The organism is Spiroplasma corruscae (genome assembly GCF_002237575.1).
GTDB classification, from domain to species: Bacteria; Bacillota_I; Bacilli_A; order Mycoplasmatales; family Mycoplasmataceae; genus Spiroplasma_A; species Spiroplasma_A corruscae.
Map to the genome: position 1 here is coordinate 343,297 of NZ_CP022535.1, position 21,160 is coordinate 364,456.

The 21,160-nt window shown below is 25.5% G+C and carries 16 protein-coding genes; 14 read left to right on the forward strand and 2 right to left on the reverse strand.

Going from position 1 to position 21,160, the window contains the following annotated elements:
• Positions 1 to 71: 71 nt before the first annotated feature.
• The 5 genes from SCORR_RS01660 to lon all read left to right on the forward strand — a co-directional run bounded on the left by SCORR_RS01660 (position 72) and on the right by lon (position 6,768).
• Entirely contained in the window at positions 72 to 1,334 is a 1,263-nt protein-coding gene (locus tag SCORR_RS01660; RefSeq protein ID WP_094048481.1) for a hypothetical protein, read from the forward strand.
• Positions 1,335 to 1,744: 410 nt separating this feature from the next.
• Positions 1,745 to 2,299 (forward strand): hypothetical protein, encoded by a 555-nt coding sequence (locus SCORR_RS05365; RefSeq protein ID WP_157705326.1) that lies wholly within the window; start codon positions 1,745 to 1,747, stop codon positions 2,297 to 2,299.
• Positions 2,300 to 2,304: 5 nt separating this feature from the next.
• Positions 2,305 to 2,946: a hypothetical protein gene (locus SCORR_RS01670; protein WP_094048485.1), complete on the forward strand. Its 642-nt coding sequence runs from the start codon at positions 2,305 to 2,307 to the stop codon at positions 2,944 to 2,946.
• Positions 2,947 to 2,990: 44 nt separating this feature from the next.
• Positions 2,991 to 4,280, forward strand: coding sequence for a trigger factor (tig, locus tag SCORR_RS01675; protein ID WP_094048486.1), 1,290 nt, complete (start codon positions 2,991 to 2,993; stop codon positions 4,278 to 4,280).
• A 100-nt stretch (positions 4,281 to 4,380) separates the two neighbouring features.
• On the forward strand, positions 4,381 to 6,768 hold the full coding sequence (gene lon / locus SCORR_RS01680) for an endopeptidase La (protein WP_094048488.1): 2,388 nt from the start codon (positions 4,381 to 4,383) through the stop codon (positions 6,766 to 6,768).
• Positions 6,769 to 7,290: 522 nt separating this feature from the next.
• Here the strand turns inward: lon and SCORR_RS01685 are convergent.
• Positions 7,291 to 8,550, reverse strand: coding sequence for a hypothetical protein (locus SCORR_RS01685; protein ID WP_094048490.1), 1,260 nt, complete (start codon positions 8,548 to 8,550; stop codon positions 7,291 to 7,293).
• A gap of 846 nt (positions 8,551 to 9,396) precedes the next feature.
• On the opposite strand from SCORR_RS01685, the gene SCORR_RS01690 reads away from it, so the two are divergent.
• The 8 genes from SCORR_RS01690 to SCORR_RS01725 all read left to right on the forward strand — a co-directional run bounded on the left by SCORR_RS01690 (position 9,397) and on the right by SCORR_RS01725 (position 19,956).
• Positions 9,397 to 11,286 carry an ABC transporter ATP-binding protein gene (locus SCORR_RS01690; RefSeq protein WP_094048491.1) on the forward strand — a complete coding sequence of 630 codons (1,890 nt, stop codon included), beginning with the start codon at positions 9,397 to 9,399 and terminating at the stop codon, positions 11,284 to 11,286.
• 16 nt (positions 11,287 to 11,302) lie between these two features.
• Positions 11,303 to 12,547, forward strand: coding sequence for a replication-associated recombination protein A (locus SCORR_RS01695; RefSeq protein ID WP_094048493.1), 1,245 nt, complete (start codon positions 11,303 to 11,305; stop codon positions 12,545 to 12,547).
• Between the two features lie 10 nt (positions 12,548 to 12,557).
• Positions 12,558 to 13,346, forward strand: a complete 789-nt coding sequence (locus SCORR_RS01700; protein ID WP_094048495.1) for a hypothetical protein — start codon at positions 12,558 to 12,560, stop codon at positions 13,344 to 13,346.
• Positions 13,347 to 13,392: 46 nt separating this feature from the next.
• Positions 13,393 to 13,917, forward strand: a complete 525-nt coding sequence (locus tag SCORR_RS01705) for a hypothetical protein (RefSeq protein ID WP_094048497.1) — start codon at positions 13,393 to 13,395, stop codon at positions 13,915 to 13,917.
• A gap of 114 nt (positions 13,918 to 14,031) precedes the next feature.
• Complete coding sequence (locus SCORR_RS01710) at positions 14,032 to 15,564, forward strand: ABC transporter ATP-binding protein (protein ID WP_094048499.1); 1,533 nt, start codon at positions 14,032 to 14,034, stop codon at positions 15,562 to 15,564.
• Positions 15,564 to 17,564: an ABC transporter permease subunit gene (locus tag SCORR_RS01715; RefSeq protein WP_094048501.1), complete on the forward strand. Its 2,001-nt coding sequence runs from the start codon at positions 15,564 to 15,566 to the stop codon at positions 17,562 to 17,564. Before SCORR_RS01710 ends, SCORR_RS01715 begins: the two co-directional genes overlap by 1 nt.
• Positions 17,554 to 18,483: an ABC transporter permease gene (locus SCORR_RS01720; protein WP_094048503.1), complete on the forward strand. Its 930-nt coding sequence runs from the start codon at positions 17,554 to 17,556 to the stop codon at positions 18,481 to 18,483. Before SCORR_RS01715 ends, SCORR_RS01720 begins: the two co-directional genes overlap by 11 nt.
• Positions 18,484 to 18,609: 126 nt before the next feature.
• Entirely contained in the window at positions 18,610 to 19,956 is a 1,347-nt protein-coding gene (locus tag SCORR_RS01725; RefSeq protein WP_094048505.1) for a hypothetical protein, read from the forward strand.
• Positions 19,957 to 19,990: 34 nt separating this feature from the next.
• Here the strand turns inward: SCORR_RS01725 and SCORR_RS01730 are convergent, their stop codons facing one another.
• Positions 19,991 to 20,413: a hypothetical protein gene (locus tag SCORR_RS01730; protein ID WP_094048507.1), complete on the reverse strand. Its 423-nt coding sequence runs from the start codon at positions 20,411 to 20,413 to the stop codon at positions 19,991 to 19,993.
• A gap of 69 nt (positions 20,414 to 20,482) precedes the next feature.
• Between SCORR_RS01730 and SCORR_RS01735 the strand changes: the two genes are divergently transcribed.
• Complete coding sequence (locus tag SCORR_RS01735; RefSeq protein ID WP_094048509.1) at positions 20,483 to 21,055, forward strand: DJ-1 family glyoxalase III; 573 nt, start codon at positions 20,483 to 20,485, stop codon at positions 21,053 to 21,055.
• Positions 21,056 to 21,160 lie beyond the last annotated feature (105 nt).

Genomic DNA, 21,160 nt, shown 5'->3' on the forward strand with positions numbered 1-21,160 from the left:
AACTTATATAAGTTTATCAAATGTTAAAATATATGTATTGTAATGATTTATATTAGTAGATGGAGGTTTATATGGTGAAAAAGACATCAAAAAACAGAAATTTAAGTAAGTTTAATGATTCTAAATTTAATTTAATTTCTGATAAAACAAAGTTAAGAATAAAAGGATTAATTGAAAAAAGGTTGACCACAAAAACAATTCTAATTTTTGCACAAGAATATGAGTCTTATGACTTAGCTGTTAGAAAGCAATTAATTTCATATATTTCATATTTATTTAATCAAGAAGAAGAAATATATCATCAAGAATTTAACAGAAATATTCAACAAGACCCAAGAAGTAAACATCTACAACAAATTAGGTGATTAGAGTTATCTGAAAAAAGAGAAAACATTAAAAGAATTGAAGAAATTTTAATTAAAACTGATCCTGAAACCATTGTTGAAAATCTTACTGTTGATACTTCCAAAGTTATTGAAATTGAACAAGTTCCAGAAGAGAAACCAAAAAAAATTAAACCATTAAAACCAAAAAACGAAGAATCAAAAATCGAAAAAATGCTTAGAGAAGCTCAAATACGTGAGCAAAATGAATATAAATTAAGAGAGAAAAAGGCTGCAGAAGAAAAACTTAAAAAAGAACAATATGAAAAAGAAAAAGAATTAAGAGCAAAAAAACAGGCGGAAAATAAAGAAGTTAAGTCAGATAAAGTCAAAAAAAATAATAATCTAATAGAATCTAAATCAGAAAAAGAAATTCAAATTAAGAAAAAAGATACTATAAAAAAAGAAATTAAGAAATCACAACCTAATATAGTAATAAATCATAACCAGACCGAAGAAAAACAAGTTTCTACTGCTAAAGTTGATAGAAATTATGAAAAAGAACAAGCTGAAAAAGAAAAGTTATGAAAAGAATTATATGGATCAACTAGAAGTGTAGGCGGAAAAGTACCTAACGATAATGAAAATAACTCAAAAAAAGTTTTTGTTCCAACCGATAAAACACCATCAATAGATTTTGATGAACTAACACATTTTGTAATTTGTGGAAGATCTTTTGAAATTGCTGAATACTCAAGTGCTAATAATAAATATTTTATATTTTGAAGAAAAATGGCTAAAAAGTTTAAAATGTCTAATTTAACTGTATGACTAAATCTAAATATTAATAAACAGCCTAAATTATTGAAAAAAAGACTTAAGTTTGAGAAAAAAATCGAAAAAAGATTTAAATTAAATAATCAATTAGATTCAAGAGTAAAAAAAGAAAAACCAATGAAGAATACAAAAGAAAATGATACAAAAAATGAAACTGTTGAAATTAATTCATAGGATCATTTTTTTTATTTAATATGTGGTTATATATTTATGCTTTTGGTTCTCTATTATTGGTTATATTTTTAATTATGTTTATAGTGTTAATAATAAAAAAATCAAATAATAAAATAAAATACTATCAGTATATAGATGAAGATTTCGTTTATAAGAAAAATAAACAAAAGGTATGGTGAATCAGCAATAAAGGTCGATTTGAAAAGCTGTGAGATTTAACACAAAATAAGTATTATGATATTAAAATTCTTAATATTAAGGAATGCTTTAATTTGGGTTTTTGTAATTCACGTTATTTATACCTGTATAATAAAATACATAAAAACTTTGGATACTTAGTTGCTAATAAAGTATATAAAAAAACAAAAAATTATAATAGCATTATTGAGAATATTTGGTTTAAAGTATATATGAAAAAATTACATATTAGATTAAAATCATTATGTAATTCAACTTCATCACCTGAGTATTTTTTTTATAAGTATTATTTTCTATTTATTTACAAATCAAGACATTTATTAATGAATATTATCACTAACGAAATAATTCCTTCAATATTAAAACTTGAATTACCTATCAATATTATTGAGGAATATGAAGAATTAGTACATCTAAAAAGTTTAAAGCCAGATCTTACAATTGAAACTGCATTTTTAAAAATAAAGAACAAAATGCAAAACTTATTTAAAATAATTAATTCAGAGTGTGATAATGAAGTTTTATTAAAAGGTGAAAATTGAGTAGCAAATTATAAAGAAGTAGATATTTTATTTACTATGTTTCCGTTTAAACATTTTGATAATATTTTATTCAATGAAAAATTTGTAAAGCTTGCTAAGAAATTTAGAATTAATATGAGCAATTTTAAGGAAGAAAATATAATTAAATTAATTGATATATTGAAAGAAAATAATGTGTTATTTGATGAAGAAAACTTGAAGAAATTAATTTCTTATGGAGGTTAACATATATGAATTGTTGCAAATGTGATGTTAATATAGTGAAAAACTGTATATGTGCAATAAATAATTGTGAATGTGATAATAACGATAGTTATGATTGTTGATGTTGTATAGAGAAAAAATGACATTCATTAATTAGTACTAATGGGTCTTTCAATTATGTAAGTAACATATTAGAAAATTCTATAAAAAATAAATCTATTGAAAAATTAATTAGATATGAGTTTTCAATGCTTAAAAAAGATATTTTAAGCAATAAAAAAAACATAGTTAAAGATGTGAGTAAAAGTTATGTTGACTTAATAGATACAGAAATTAATCCAAAATTAATTGTTGAGGCGTTCCATGCAAATTTAATAACTAAACTTATATATTTTGTAAATGAAGTTTCATATTATTTAGAAGTTGTTAATTTAGCTGTAGAAATATATCCTACATTTAAACTTAATATTAATTATAATTTAATAACTTTATATTTGGAAAGTGTTGATGAAATATTACCATTTATTGTAGGAGAATTTAAAACTATTGTAAAAGAAGTATATAATTCATTTGAATATGAAATGTTAAAGTCTAAACTGTTTAACTTAGATGAATTAGTTGTGAGAATTAAAGATAAGATAGAAGTTAAAACAATAAATTATGAATAATTATTTGATATAATTAAAAAAGTCTATAATAGAGGAGATAAAAAATGAAATTTACTGCAAAAAAAGAAATAGAAAAAGGTCTTGGTTATTGAACTGTTGTAGTTGAAGGTCAAAAATGAAAAGATGCTGTTAAAAAAGGTAAAAATAAAGTTGCATCATCAGTTGAAATACCTGGTTTTAGAAAAGGGAAAGCACCAAAAGAAAAACTTGAAAAGTATATTACACCTGTTAAGTATTTAAATGCAGCTTTACAATCAATAATAGATAGTGCTTGAAAGTTTGCTTTAGAACAAGATTCTGAAATAAAACCTTTTAATTCACCAGTACCGACTCCAAAAAAAATTAATGAAGATTATTGTGAAATTGATTTTATTTTTGATTTAAAACCTGAAATAAATATTAAGGATTATAAAGGTATTAAAGATGATTCTCTTAAAAAAGAAGAAGTTAAAGTAACAAAAGATGAAATTGAAAAAGCAATTAATCAATATAGAGAAAAGTTCGCTATGGAAAAAGATAAAGATGTAGATTCTAAAGTTGCAAAAGGGGATGTGGTTACATTTGACTTTGAAGGCTTTATAGATGGTGTTGCTTTCCCTGGTGGAAAAGGACTTGATTTTAAACTTGACATTGGAAGTGGAAAAATGGTTCCGGGTTTTGAGGATCAAATGATTGGGAAAAAATTAGGAGAATCAACTATTAAAGTAACTTTCCCTAAAGATTACACACCTGAGTTATCAGAAAAAGAAGCTGAATTTAAGCTTAATATTAAGTCAATCAAAGAAAAAATATTACCAAATAAAGATGATGAATTAGCAAAAGACCTAAATATTCCAGATATTAATACATTTAAAGATTTAGAAAGTTATGTTAAAAATCAAATAAAAGAGCAAAAAGATACACAATTCAAAACTGTTTTTGTTAATAAAGTTATTGAACTAATATCAAAAAACTCAGTTATTGAAATACCAAAAACTGTAATCGATAAAGAAGTTGACAATTTGTATAAGGAATTTGAAGCAAAAGTACAAGGTCAAAAGTTGACAATGAAAGATTATAAAAAGAAAACTGGTTTAACTGATAAAAGTATTCGTGAAGAACTTAGAAATGATGCTATTAAAAGACTTGAAAGCTATTTAATAACTGATAAAGTAAGAAATACTGAAAAGTTCGACGTTTCAGAAGATGAAATTAGTTCAAAATATGAGAAGTTAGCAAAATCATTTGGAGTTGAAGTAGATTACATTAAGAATAATTTATTGCCAACTGACCATATCAAAGAAGAAATAATTAAAGAAAAGATAATAGATTTCTTATTCCAAAATAATGGATAATGCACATAAAAAATGTGTTTTTTTTTACTTTTTTAGCACTTAATGGTTGCAAGTGCTAAAAATTATGTTATTATATTTTTGACCAAAAGGAGGAAGAAATATGTCAAATCAAAGATTACCTATGTTAGTAACAAGGGGTAGTTATGTTTACCCAACTTTTGAGCAGATACTTGAAATTGGTCGAGACAAAACAACTCTCGCTGTTAAAGAGGCGGTTGAAAAGTATGATGGACAAATACTAATAGTTTCTCAAAAAAAACCTTTAGAAGATGATCCACTTATAAAAGATTTGTATACATTTGGTATTATTGCTAATGTTAAGATTAAAAAAGAATGAAAGGATGGTACTCTAACCGTTAATATCAAGTCTATATCTAGGGTTGAATTAATGAATATTGAATTAGATAACTTCTATACATCTGATTATGTTATTAAAGAACCTCTTAAATCAGAAGATAAAGATGCTTTGAAAAAAATAACAAAATATATTAAAGCTATGATAAATTCACAAGAGGAGTTCCCTTCAGAAATAGAAGAAGTTTTAAAAATAGCTTCAACAAAAGGTGATGTTGATCCCAACTATATTGTTGATAGTGCTGCACATTTAATGACATTTATGCCAATAAATAAAAAGCAAGCAATTTTAGAGGAATTAGATCCTGTTAAAAGAATTGAAATTATTAATGATTTCTTAGATGAAAAAAGACAATCAGCTGATATCGAGTCATCAATCAGCAAAAAAATAAAATCAAGAGTTGATGAACAACAAAGAGAGTTTTATTTAAGAGAAAAACTTAAAGCTATTAAAGAAGAACTTGGTGACATGGATGGAGAAGGCGACGATATGAAAAAATATCGAAACCGTCTTGAGACAGAACCATTTCCAGATAATATTAAAAAAAGAGTAAGTCAAGAAATTGAAAGATATGAAGGATTACCAGCAGCTTCATCTGAAGCTAATATTATAAGAACTTATATTGATTGAATGATGCAAACTCCTTGATGACAAAAAACTAAGGAAAAAACAGATTTAAAATATGCAAAAGAAGTTCTTGATAAATATCATTATGGTTTAGACAAAGTCAAAGAGAGAATCATTGAGTATCTTGCTGTTAAACAAAATACTAACTCAGTAAAAGGACAAATAATTACATTAGTAGGTCCTCCAGGGGTTGGTAAAACAAGTTTAGCAAAATCAATTGCTGAAGCAATGGGTAGAGAATTTGTTAAAGTTGCCTTAGGTGGTATCAAAGATGAATCTGAAATAAGAGGACACAGAAAAACTTATATAGGAGCAATGCCCGGTCGAATAATTCAAGGTATGAAAAGAGCCGGAGTAAAAAACCCTGTTTTCTTACTTGATGAAGTAGATAAAATGGCAAGTGACTATAGAGGAGATCCTGCATCAGCAATGCTAGAGGTTTTAGATCCTGAACAAAACTCTAAATTCTCTGACCATTACTTGGAAGAAGAATATGATTTAAGTGATGTAGTATTTATTGCTACTGCCAATTATCCAGAAAATATTCCTGAAGCTTTGTATGATAGAATGGAAATTATTGAACTTTCTAGTTATACTGAAATTGAAAAAATGAAAATCGCTCATGAATATTTAGTACCTAAGGTACTTAAAGATCATGCATTAAATTCAGATCAAGTAAAATTCCAAGAAGATGGAATAAGTGAAATTATTAAACATTATACAAGAGAAGCTGGTGTAAGACAGCTTGAAAGATGAATAGCTTCAATTGCAAGAAAGTTTGTTGTTAAAATGTTAAATAAAGAGTTAGATAAACTTGTTGTAACTCCAAAAGTAGTAAATGAACTTTTGAAAAAAAGAATATTTGAGCACACTGAGAAGGATAATGAATCTCAAATTGGTGTTGTTACCGGACTTGCATATACGCAATTTGGTGGAGATATATTACCAATCGAAGTAAACCATTTTCCAGGTAAAGGTGGATTAATCCTAACAGGTAAACTTGGTGATGTTATGAAAGAATCGGCAACAATCGCATATGATTATGTTAAATCAAATTATAAAGCATTTAATATTCCAAAAGAAGTGTTTTCTGAAAATGATGTTCACTTACATGTACCAGAAGGTGCTGTTCCAAAAGATGGACCAAGTGCAGGTATAACATTAACAACAGCTATTATATCAGCACTAACAAACAAACCAGTTCCTAAAGATTTGGGTATGACTGGAGAGATTACACTGAGAGGTTTGGTATTCCCAATTGGTGGATTGCGTGAAAAATCAATTTCAGCTCATAGAAGTGGATTGAAAAAAATTATAATACCTTTTAAAAATAAAAAAGATATTGAAGATATTCCTGAAGAAGTTAAAAAAGACCTAGAAATTATTTTAGTTAAAAAGTACTCAGAAGTTTATGAAGCTATCTTTAATGAAAAATTAAAAGAGTTAGAAAAAGAATTACCAATTAGCACTACAAGTACTGATAAAGTTACTGCTAAATCACATTAAATAAAAAAAACTTAAATATAAGTATTTTTACAAATATTTGATATAACACAGACATTAGTTTGTGTTTTTTATTTTATATAAATTATTGTTCACACAATTTTAACCAATTTTAGATTTTATTGAACACACCGTGTTCAATCATAAGTTTACAAATTATTACTTTTTAATTATCCATAAAATGGAGTAATTAGATACTAATTAGTATTATTGAAATAATTGTGAAACTAGATTACCGTATTAATTTATTAGTATGACAAAAATAAGTAATAATGAAATTAGTATTGTTAATTTTAATTAGTAAAAATTTCTATAACATTAATATATTAATATTTTTAGTCATGCATTAAACTTATTTGTAAATTATTAATAATTTATTTTTAAGTTCTTTAAACATATTTATTAATTATTTACAAATAGTAGAGGATCAATTAAAATTTTCTTATCTTTACTAATTATTTATTAATAAATAGTTTATAAAAAAAACTACACTATTTATAGTGTAGAATTATATAATTTTAATAATTATTTTTTTTCTATTTTAAATTTTAAAGTAATACTATTATAAAAAATATTATTAAATGTATCCTCTTTTGGTAATGTAACTGTTGCTGATAACTTTGAATCATCATCGTACTTAAAACTTTTATTATTAATAGTTTCTCAACAATCAGATGTAATATTGTTTTCATCCATAATGTCTTTGTATTTATTTGTTAAATATTCATTTACTGCTCTCAGTGCATAAAGCTGATGAGAAGTTGATGTTACTTTTAATGTTCCTAAATCTGTATCTGTAATTATTTTAGTTATATCAATTTTCTCATAAACTTTTGCATTTATCACACCTTTTACATAATAACCATCAATATTCAATTCATAACCTTTTTTAACTGTAATCCTTATAAGTTTAATTTTTTGATTTCCTTCATGTAAAATAGTACCATTATCGTCGCTATAATAATTAATATCAACCATTTCATTTAGTTGATCGAATGATATGTTAATACCAAGTAATTTAGCTAAATTAAGTAATTTTTCTGTAAAAGTTTTTATGTTATTAAACATGCTTTCCTTATTATTTATTTCATCAGGATTTGCTGTAATTCCTTTTTTAAAAACGGCAGGACTCATTGAAGCATAATCTCCTTCGCCATTTATTAAATCATTAACAAGTTTAAGATCAACTTCAGTTGCTACACTGTATTTAAAAGTTAAATCTATAGAACCTACAAATAAATCACTATTTTCGTTTGCTTCAATAGTTGCTTCTGTTAAATCTTCATTAAGTGAGTTTTGTTTTAATCTTATATCAGTTGACTTAATTCCTTCTTTATTATTTATTAATAAAAATTTATTAATAATTTCAGTTTCAGACGGTTTTGAGTCTTTACCATATAAAATATCCAAATTACCATTTAAAGTAGATAAATCTCTTTTTTCTACTTTTTCATAATTGTAAGTAATTATAACTTCTCCTTTAAAATTCAGTGAATTTTCAAGTGCTACCAACTTTGTGGATGTTATTGTTTGACTTCCATCAATTCTAACATCATCTTCACTTAATTCTAAGTTTTCATTTATTTCATTAATTGAAAGTACTAATAACTGTAACGTAGGTAAATTTGTACTTCCTTTAATTTCGCCTAAATTGTTGTTAATGCTACTTAAATCTATTTTTTCATTATTCTTTTCTTCAACTTCTGGTATTCCCCCACATGCTATTACCGATGATGAAGTTGTTATTATAGATATTGTAGCTAATAAACTTAATAATTTTTTCATTATTTCTACCTCTCATTTCTAAATATGAATATAGTGATATAGATTAACTTTTTAAAGTCAATTTAACTAGTTTAAAAAGTTTTTATAAATTTAATTATTTTTTAAAATAATGTCCTTAATTAATTTTAAAAACTAACACGCTAAAGATGAATAAGTTTTAATTATCATATCTAAAAAATTGAATGAGAAGATATATTTTAAATTAAAAAAGCACTAGTTTTATAGGAAATTAATATAAGTTGATATAAATAATAATTTATCGTGTTTATCAAACAAATCGTTAGTTAATATTTTTATAAACTAAATTTAAAATATAAAGTACTTTATATTAAAATAAGAAATTAGAAAAATAATATAACACTAAAGAAAACAGATATTAGTTTTATATTTAGTTTTTTTAATAAGTGTTTACTTATTGTATATATTTTTCAAAAAAATTTAATATATAAGATAGTAATAAGATCTGGTTAATTTTTACAAATTGATTAGTTAAAATAAAGTGTATCTAAAATTATAAAAAATAAGATTTATTTAATATGAAATGAATAACAAATTATTTTACTCAATATATTTTTATGTAAATATAAACAATAAATATATAAATTAGAAAAAAAATATTCGTTATTTATCAAAATAAATATTGTTCTAAATAAAAATTAAACCTATAGAAAATTAAATTTACATTAATAGAATTAGAATTTATTAAATTGATTTGTTATACAAGAATATATATAAAATCTAATAATCCATATTTATATTAGTTTATTATTTTTATTAGTGGTTTGTCTTTTATCTTTAATATTCAATTTTCATTTTCTTGATATATACTTTTATTAAGAGGTATTTATGGATGCTAGTAGAAATGTTGATTATATAGGTTATAATAACTCAACAAGAGTTGGGTCAAATAATCCTAAAAAACCTAAAAAAACAGCTGATGATAAACTGTATGAATTTATGAAAAAGAAGAACAAACTTAGATTCTTCAAAATAGTACTTACGTATGGTTTTAAGCATAAATTTCTATTTTTCACTGTAATTTTTGTTGCTTTACTTAGTTCAATATTAGTAAGTTTAAACTCATTGCTTGTTAATATTACATTAAACCAAGCACAATTTGATTATGATAATAACGCTGGAAAAGATTATGGTTTAAGATGGTATTGGTGATTATCAATAACTGTTGGTGATTTAGTTTTTTTATATCTATGTACATTTATAAGAAATTCTTGTTCAATAGTATTATCAGTAACTATTGAAGTCGAATTGAGAAAATTAACAATTAAAAGATTATTGGAGTATGATATTTCATATTATTCAGACAAAAAAACTGGCAAACTTATGACTAAATTAGTCGGAGATACTAATATAATAGGTAATGAGATCTCCGGTTTAGTTTCTTGAATTATACAAGCGCCTTTAGTATTAGTTTTTGGTACTGCTACATTGTTTTTAATAGATGTATATTTAGCTTTAATTTCATCTGTTAGTGTATATCTACTTGCTGTTATTATTATAATTATATCTGCACGATATCAAAAAAAAGTAACAGTTGTTAGAGAAGTTATATCTGATATTAATGGTGACGTTATTGATAGAATTAATGCTATAAAACTTGTAAAATCATCAGCAACAAGAAAATATGAAGAAAAAAGAATCAAAAATATACATGATCCTTATATTAAAGTTTTTAAACCGATCTCAAGAATAGATGGAACATTACTTGCGATTCTAGTTGCATCAGATGTATTAATCAATCTATTAATAATAGCATCGGCAGTGTTAATATATGGTGATAATGGAGACGTAAATAAGTTTATTACAATTATAATTCCAATTTCAACAGCAATGACTGGTTTAACAAGACCACTATGACAAATTTCTGCAATTATTCCTGGATTATCAAGAGCTTCTGCTTCTTCAACTAAAATATATGAAGTAGTGTTTAAAGATCCTATATTATCTGATAATGAAGATAATGGTTTACTATTTGATCAAGAAATTAATAAAATTGAATTTCGTAATGTAAAGTTTAATTATCCGGAAAAACCAGAAATAAATGTTGTTCCAATCCTAAATTTAACATTTGAAAAGGGTAAAAGTTATGCTTTTGTTGGTGAAACAGGCAGTGGAAAATCAACAATCTCAAAACTATTACTAAGGTTTTATGACCCAACAGATGGATGCGTTTTAATAAACGACATTAACTTAAAGGATTTTAACCTAAGAAGTTATTTAAGTCATGTTGGTTATGTTGAACAAGAACCTCAAATACTTTATGGAACAGTTTATGATAATGTTAGGTATGGTTTTTTCAATGCTACCGATGAAGAGGTACATGAAGCTTGTAAAAAAGCACAAGTTCATAACATTATAATGAGTTGGCCCGATACTTATAATACAGTTCTAGGTGAAAGGGGTTTATTATTAAGTGGTGGTCAAAAACAAAGATTAGTAATTGCAAGAATGCTTTTAAGGAACCCTGAATTACTAGTTCTTGATGAAGCTACTAGTGCGTTGGATAATATTGTTGAAAAAGAAATTCAATCACAGTTAGATAACTTAATGAAGGGTAAAACTACTATTATAATAGCTCATAGATTAACAACAATTAAAAATGTTGACAAAATTTATGTATTAGAATCAGGTAAAGGTATTGTCCAAGAAGGAACTTATAAAGAATTAATATCAATTGAAGGAAGATTTAAAAATTTATATGATGCTGCTAATTCATAGTAAATAAGGAGAAAAGATGAAACAACCATTAAGTTACATTTTAAGACCTAAAACAGTAAATGATGTTGTTGGTCAAAGTCATTTAATCAATAAAGAAAATGGTTTGGTTTCAAGAATGATTGAAAAAAGGTTTTTAACAAATTTAATATTTTATGGTCCTCCAGGAATTGGGAAAACTTCATTAGCAATATCTTTAGCTAATGATTTAAAAATAGACTATGATTTTTTTAATGCCTCAAATGATAAAAAGGAAAAACTACAAAGTATCGTAAAAAATATCAATGACAATGAATTTGTATTAATTATCGATGAGTTTCATAGAATGAATAAAAGTATTCAAGACTTTTTATTAGAATACATTGAATCAAAAAAACTTGTTGTTTTTATAACAACGACAGAAAACCCGTATTTTGTTATTAATCCAGCCGTCAGAAGTAGAAGTACTATACTACAATTAAAAGAAATCACAGAAGATGAAATGTTCAATGGATTAAATAAAATATTATTAAAAATTGATAATAAAACAGTCATAAAAGAAGATGGTCTAAGAGCTATTTCATCAAGATCAAATGGAGATTTGAGATTTGCAATTAATATGATTGAAATAATACAAGAACTTTATAATGATAAAGTGATAGATAAAGATTTTATAGACCAATTATCATTTATTAATTCAGCAAAAGGTTCAAGTTATGGTGATGAATTTCATGATTTAAAATCAGCACTTCAAAAATCAATTAGGGGTAGTGATGTGAATGCTTCATTACATTATTTTGCTAGATTATTTGAAATTGGTGATTATGAAACTTTAATGAGAAGAATGATAATTATAGCTTATGAAGATATTGGTCTTGCGAATCCAAGTATTCCAGTTAGAGTTGTTAATGCTTGTAATGCTTTTAGACAAGTAGGAATGCCTGAAGGAAGAATCATATTAGGTCTTGTGATAATTGAAATGGCACTAAGTGAAAAGTCAAATTCAAGTATAATGGCAATTGATAATGCTATTGCAGATGTTAGAAAAAGCAACATTCCTCCAATTCCATCATATTTAAGAGATAATCATTATGATTCATCAGCAAAACTTAATCATACTTATAATTATAAATATGCACATGATTATCCAAATGATTATGTTGAACAACAATATATGCCAGATTTGATTAAAAACAAGAAATACTATATTCCTAAAACACATAACATTTATGAAAAAAAGTTAGTAGATATTTACAATAAATTTACTGGTAAATACAATAAATAGAAGGAGAAATATGAAATCAATAAATGATATCAAAGTAGACTTAGAAAAAAATGGCTATAGTTGAGCTCCGACTTATAAAAACATTAATGAAAAAGTATGAAGTAATATGGAAACATACTTTGACGAAGATGAAAACGTATTATCAGCTCTTTGAGCAAGTTTTAAAAGATACGAAGAAGATATGATTGGTATTGTTTTTATAACTTCAAAAAGAACATTTACTATTGAGGTTTTAGATAATGAGAATAATACTCAAATAAGATATTTACCATTTGATTCATATTCATTACAAAAAATATTAGTTCAGTATTCTAAAAGTGATTCTAAATTAAACTATGTATCATTACAAAATGATAGTTTTGGTAATGGAATAACATTTGCAACACCTAATAAAAAAGTTTTAAAACATTTTGTTGATACTTTAAAAGGAGTAACGGGTGGTGAAATTGAAATATTACCAGATTCAGATGATCCATTATTAGCTGAAAATGAAAAAGAGCAACTTATTGATGAAAATTTAGAGAAAGCAAAAGAAAATAAACCTCGTAAAAGAGAAGAAAAGCACGAGGAACAAGAAAAGGTGCAAGAATCACCAATGTGAAAAAAATCGTCATTTAATAATGAAGAAAAAGAAGTTCCTTTAAAACTTGTTATTGAAAAAAGACCAAAAAAATCAAAGTTAAAATCAGAGTATGCTAACAAATGAAAAACCAAGTTATGATTACTTTGGTTTTTATTACCAATTTCATTAATACTAATTGCTATTGTTATAATTTATATATTAAGGTCTGCAATTTAATTGAATTTTATTTATGTTATAATTAAATAAATCAAAGGAGTTTTTTATGAGTGAGAAGATTTACCAAATAAGTTCTGAGCAGGTTGGTGTAGTTTCTTTTTCTGAACCTTGATTTTTAGCACACGTTGAAGTTGAAGGTGTCGAACCATTTCAAATATTTTATCCATCACTTGATGAAGGGATAAAAAGATTTGCTCCATTTTTCGAAGAACATGTTATAAACGTATGAAAAAAATCAGGTGAAGAAGGAGAAAGAAAAATCCAAGAACTAAAAGAATATGTTATTAAAGAATGGTATGATCCAGGAGTTGAGACAATGCGTAAAGCAATGTATGAAACCTATGGTTACCCAGAATTTAAAGATAAAACAGGAAAAGAATTAATTGAAGATGGGTATGATTTTTTAGCAATAACAATTGGTCATATTGCTATTAGATATAACAAGTTTAACTTTTATTTTAAAGATTTACATATTTCAGCAAGAATTGTGGATAAGTTCTTGGCTGTTGACTTTTGAACAAAGGCTAAAAAAGATGCATTAGACGAATTAGCAAATACAGTACTGAAATAATAATAAAAAAAATAAATGTCTTATTTTTATAAGACATTTATTTTTTTATTTATATATACTTAATTATTTAATTTCTTTATGATTAAATATAGTAGTAAACAAATAGGAGAAACAATGAATAATAATTTTGCTGTTGAAATGAAAAATATTACAATGGTATTTAATAAGAAAATTATTGCCAATGATAACATTAATTTAAAAGTGAAAAAAGGTGAGGTCCACGCTATTATCGGCGAAAATGGTGCGGGTAAGTCAACTTTAATGTCAATTTTATTTGGACTTTATAATCCTACATTTGGAGAAATATTAATTAATGGAAAGTCTCATATTATTACTAGTCCTATTAAAGCAAATAATCTTGGTATTGGAATGGTGCATCAACACTTTAAGTTAATTGAGACTTATCCTTATTGAAAAAATATTTCATTAGGTTGTGAACAAACATATTTAAAATTTTTTATAAATAAATCAAAAACTATAAACAAAATTACTGAAATAATGAATAAATATAATCTAACTATTGATTTAAATAAAAAACCAATTAATTCAAGTGTGGCTTCACAACAAAAGGCAGAAATTTTAAAAGCTCTTTATAGAGAATCTGAAATTCTAATATTTGATGAACCAACTGCAGTACTTACACCTAAAGAAATTGAAGGTTTTTTAGAAGTGTTAAAAAGCTTAAAAAAGAGTGGTAAAACAATTATATTTATTACTCACAAAATGGCTGAAATTAAAGAAGTTGCTGATAGTGCAACTGTTTTAAGGAACGGTAAAGTTGTAGGTCATTATGATGTAAAAAATACAAGTATTGAAGAATTTGCACAAGCCATGGTTGGAAGAAAAGTAGTGGAAGTTCAAAATGATTATAAAGATATAAAAGAAGACATCATATTATCTATTAAAGATTTATATGTTCCTAATCAAAATAATCATAAAGTAGATGCTTTGAAAAACTTCTCACTTAATATTTCTAAGGGAGAAATTGTAGCTATTGCTGGTGTTGAAGGTAACGGACAGCAAGAATTAGTTAATGCAATTACTGGTTTATGTAAATTTAAAAAAGGACAAATTTTTATTAACAATAACCTATTAAATAATATTAGTGTTAATAAAAGGTATTCTAAGTATAAAATAAGTCATATTCCTGAAGATAGACATAAGTATGGTCTTGTATTAGACAACAACTTAATTGATAATATGGTTCTTCAAGACATATCCAACAGTAAATTTAGTAGTTATGGATTTATAAATTTTAATTCAATCCAAGAGTATGGGCAAAGAATAATAAAGAAATATGATGTTAGAAATTCACAATCGGGATACGCAATTGCAAGAGAATTATCTGGTGGTAATCAACAAAAAGCAATTATTGGTAGAGAACTTGAAAGAGATAGTGATTTAATCGTAGTATTCCAGCCTACTCGTGGATTAGATATTGGTTCTATTGAATTTATCCATTCAGAAATACTTAAAGCAAAAAAACAAGGTAAAGCTATTTTGCTAGTATCATATGAACTAAGTGAAGTACTAGCGTTATCAGATAGAGTAGTTGTTTTAAATGCGGGGTCAACTGTTGGTGAGTTAAAAGGAAAAAACATTAGTATTGATAAAATCGGATTAATGATGATGGGAGAAAAAATATAATGAAATTTAGCACTAGTAGGTGAATAAAAAAACAACATTTAATAAACTCTCTTAAATCTGATAAGACAAAAAAAAGCTTATCAGTAGCAAAAGCGTCTTTATACTCAATCTTATTTGGACTGTTAATTGGAATAATCATAATTCTTGCAAATGGTGAAGATGGGTTTGCGTTTATATTCTCATCAATAGGTTACTCACTTAGAAATTCTTCATCAACATTTTTACCTTCAACAATAAATTATTTTTCAACATATGCTTTAATGGGAATTGGGTTAGCACTAGGTTTTAAAATCGGAATTTTTAATATGGGTGGTACAGGACAAGCTGTTATCGGAATGGTTTTCAGCGTACTTGCAATTGGTAATAAGGCTAGTGCAGAAGGAGTTGGTTTCAAAGATGTTGATAATTCATTTGTAATTAATGTATTCTTAATATTTGTATTCTCTGGAATTGCTATTTCGTTAATATCTGGTATCTTAAAAATAAGTTTTAATATTCATGAAGTTGTAACTACAGTTATGTTGAACTGAATTGTGTGAATATTTGCCAATTGAATTTTTGACAGACCTGAGTGAGTGTGAAGTAGTAATCATGTCACACAGCCACTTAATACGAATTGATTATCAATAAATGGAAACACTTGATTATTTGGTGTGATACTTACAATTATTTCAGTTATCCTAGTTTATATTTTAGTTAATCTAACTACTTTTGGATATAAATTTAAGGTTTCTGGAAAGCAACCAACTGCTGCAAAATATGCAGGTATTAATATAAAGTATTACATTCTTCTTACAACTGCCTTACAAGGATTATTCATTAGTATGGGTGGATTCATTTATTATATGACTATACAACTTAGTATTTCAACAGGAAAAATTAGTGAGCTTCCAACAATAGGATTTGATGCTATTCCAATTGCACTTGTTGCATTTAATAATGTAGTTGGAATTTTGCCAGTCGCAATGTTTTGAGCTATGCTTAAAAATGGTTCAGGTATTGCAAAATCGATTGAGTTTCCATTGCTTTCAAAAGATGTTTCAACTCTTGTTTTTGGAGCAATTACATATGGGGCAGGTATATCAGCGTTATTCTTTAAATTAAGAATTTATGAATACTTATATAAAAACTTTTTTATATTTTATCAATTTGAGGTCAAAAAAAATTTTTATATTACATTTAATAAAGTTTGATCACTAAGATTTAAAAAACTTCTATATTTTAAAGATGATGAACTAAGAAATTTAAAAAAAAGTATAAAAGATACTGAGTATAGTAAGTCAATTCTAATACTTAAACAAGAAATTTCAAATCTTAAAAAAACTAATAATAACTCTGTCATTAAGGAAAAAAGCGAAGAATTAGAAAACTTAATTAATAAAAATAAAGCATTAGTAAAAAAATGTGCAAAACAATATAAAATAGAAAAACAAGATTTTAAAAATAATGTTAAATTTGAAATAAGACAATTAAAAGAAAGATTTTCAATGTTCAACGAGGAAAGTATATTACTTCATAAAAAGTATTCTATTTCAGGATTAAGAAAAAAAATTAGTAACCAAGTTTTAAAAAAGAAATATGAATTATTAAATAGTTTTGTTATTTCTTTTAATAATTATAAAACTAAGGTTAAGGATTCTAGGCAGAAGTTAAAACTGGATTTAAAGAATAAGCAAACAAGTAAGGAAGAACGCTTAAACCTAAAAAAACTATTATTGAATAATATCCAAAAATGAAAAGAAGAATTAGAGAGTAAAAATAAAATTAGTCTAGATGAATTTAATAAATATAGAATAGAACAGTATGAAAAACTAAAAAAAAGTATAAATGAAATAAAAGAGAAATTTTTAATAATAAAAAAAGATTTTAAAGAAAAGAAAGTTACAATTAAAAATACATCATCAGATAAAAAACAAAAGTTTTTCGAGAAGGAAAATTATATAAATAAAATTACTTATTATAATAAAAGATGTGAGGTGGTGAAATCTTATGGCAGCTAACATATTATTAGAATCAATTTCAATTTACTTTGTCATATTTTCATTAGCATCACTTGCAGGACTGGTTTCGGAAAAATCAGGAGTTATTAACGTTGGTATTGATGGAATGATGGTAATTGGAGCGCTAACTTATGCTATTGTTGGTAGTAAAATATACAAAAGCGATTCAACAGATATTATGCAAATTATTCCAATAATTTTAGCTGCTTTAGTAGCAGGATTGTTTGCATTATTTCATGGATTAGCTTCAATTAAATTAAAAGCTAATCAAATAATATCTGGTACGGCAATTAATTTATTTGCTCAAGGATTAGCAATGTTTTTAACTACAACAAGAGGGTGAACTGAATCAAATGGAACTTTAATAACGTCTGGCTACTCTGTTATATCTTTTTCAGGTTCAAATAATATTTTTACATTATATTTATTATTATCAATAATAATAACAGCATTTTCTGGTATTTATTTTTCTTTTACAAGAACTGGAACAAGACATATCGCTGTTGGAGAGAACCCTAATGCAGTAAGTTCTGCAGGAGTAAATGTATATAAGTATAGATATTTAGCAGTGATAGTTAGTGGTATGATTGCAGGAATATCAGGAGCTTGCTTTGTAATTATAAAAAACAATGGAAATTTTTTTGGAACTGTTAATGGTTTTGGTTTTATTGCACTTGCAATTATGATAGTTGGTCAATGAAAGATAAGATACACAGTTATAGCATCCTTTATATTTTCGATGTTTTTTGCCATTGGAGAAAGAATCATTAACTTAACTAATAGCGTTTGAGTATTAGGAAATTCTAATTTATTTAATATATTACCATTTTTACTATCTATATTCACAATGATTACTATTTCTAAGTATTCAAGACCACCAAAAAGTATTGGTCAACCATATGATAAAACAATAAGATAATATAAATTATTTATTATCTTCAAAAATATGATTAAATATAGATATAGATTAAATAAAAGGAGGAGAAAATTTTATTAGATATAAAACTTTTCTACTCTTTTTTTAATTTATACAAAGGAGATTAAAATGAAGAAATTAATATCAGGATTATTAGCTTTTACAGTTATTGCAAGTAGTGCTTCAAATGTAGTTGCTTGTGGTGCAAAATCATTTAATGATATTTTTTTAGTAACCGATGCTGGAAGAATATCAGATAAATCATTCAATGAGAGTGGAAAAAATGCAGGTGATTATTTTATAAAAGAAATATTAGAAGTAAATAAAAACAATACTTATGCTGGTATTGGTTTTAATGAACCACATAATGAAACTGAGATACCAGATGGTTATAATATAGCTAAAGAATCAGGTGCAAAAGTTGCAATTTTACCTGGATTCCATCATGCTGGAGATAATTTAAAATCAGCTTCAAGTGCCTTAGGAGAAAATGGTACTGAAATATTTATTGATGGGAGAAACGAAGGTTTAAACACGGTTATAGGATTATTATATAAAGCAGATATGTCTGGTTTTTATGCTGGTATAGCCGCAATTTATCAAACTATAAAGGATAACAAAGAAGTAAATAAAACAGTTAAGCTAGCAACTTTTGGTGGACAAACAAATTATATAGCAGTTGAACTATTTATGGTTGGTTTCTTAGCAGCTATTGATGTATTTAACTATTATAGTGAAAATATAGATACAAAAGATGCTGTTGATCCGTTAAAAGATATTTTTGGAGATGTTGTTTATAAAGGTATAAAAGCAGATAGAATTTCATCTCAAAAAAGCGCTCCAACTAGCGATACAGATGCTAATTGATATTCAAACTCATTCTTAGCCGGTGAAGGAAGTGCGATATCTGAAAAAATAGTTGCAGAAAACCCTAATGTAGTAATGCCAGTCGCAGGTCCTCAAACAGCTGACTTATTAGGGGTAATAAAAACAAGAAACAAACTAGATACTATTAAAGTTGTTGGTGTTGATACAAATCAAGCAGAAGCATATTCAAGTAGTTATTCAAACTCATTTATAACATCAGCTGAAAAAAATATTAAGGATAGTACAGTAGTTGCTTTAGCTAGTTCTAAGGAATATTACAATAATGAAACAGTAACTTCAAATATTAAAAAATATTATGATGATAATAAATTAAGTATGACATTTGATGATAATGAAAAAGATATCAAAGACTCATTAGGAACTAATTTATCTGGTAAGACAATATGAACACCTGGAGATATATCTCAAGATGGTAATAACTTATTAACAAGCGATATAGCTTCAAAAATTAAAACGTCATTCTCAGTTGATAAATTAAAATTAGCATCAAATAACTATTTTAAAAATCAAAGTACGTATAAATCAGTAGATCTTTTAAAAGCTGTAGAAGATTACACTAACAAAATTAAAGAAAGTTTTGCTTCATAATAATATATAATAAAAAAATCCTTGTGGGATTTTTTTACTTTGAAATAGTTAGAAAATCATTTTTTTTAATGTTTAGAAATTTATTACTATTATTAGCTAGAACAAATATTGAGTATGTATCTTCGTGAAGACTTGTAAATTTATTTGGCTTAAAGTTAGAATAAATCGCTATAACTTGTGAATGAATATTACAAAAAATGATATCCACTTTTTCTTTAAAACCAAATGAATTAAAACCTTTAGAATATACAAACTTAAATCCTACCTCTTGTTTAAGCTTGTCTTTAAAAACAAGATTTGATGCCTTGTTAATTGAATTTCTAATTGTTCTTATACTAATATCAAGCATTATATTATTGTGAACCAATTTTTTTGTACTTTTGTATTTTATTAATTTGGTTGATTCTTTGTAATTAGCTAATTTTGCTGCAACCTTTAATATTTTTAAAATACCCATATTTTCACCATTTCTCTTTAATTTATTATATAAAATTTATATAATAAAAGTAGAAATGAGGTAAAAAAAATGGCAAATGTAGCAATTTTTTTAGCAGAAGGTTTTGAAGATACAGAAATGGTTGCGACAAATGATGTATTAAATAGGGCAAAAAAAATGTTCCCAGGTAGTTTTGAAAAAATTGATCTAGTTTCAATTACACAAAATTTAATAGTTAATGGAGCAAATGGTATTACTGTAAAAGCACATAAATTAATTGAAAATATTAGTTTTGATGAGTATGATTGTTTAGTTTTACCAGGAGGAGCTGGCGTAGCTAACCTTGAAAAGTGCCAACTTTTACTTGACAATTTGAAAAAATTTAATGAAAAGAAAAAAGTTATAGCTGCAATTTGTGCGGCTCCGCAAATACTTGGAAAGTTAGGTATCCTAGATGGAGTGGAAGTTACTCATTATCCAGGTTGTGTTGATGGTTTAGATAAAGCAATTAAAAAATCTCATAATGCAGCAATTACTGATAGAAACATAATAACAGGTTCTTCAATTGGTGCAGCATTACAATTTGGTTTACAAATTGTTGATTATTTTACCTCAACAGAACATATGTTGGAATTATATAAAAGTCTTGTTTTTAACAATTAGTTAAAATTATCCTTTTTATCAAATAAATTATATGTATAATATTAGTAGTCATATTTGTAAAAAGAAGGCGTAAGTCTTCTTTTCTATTTGATAGGAGGAAAAAAA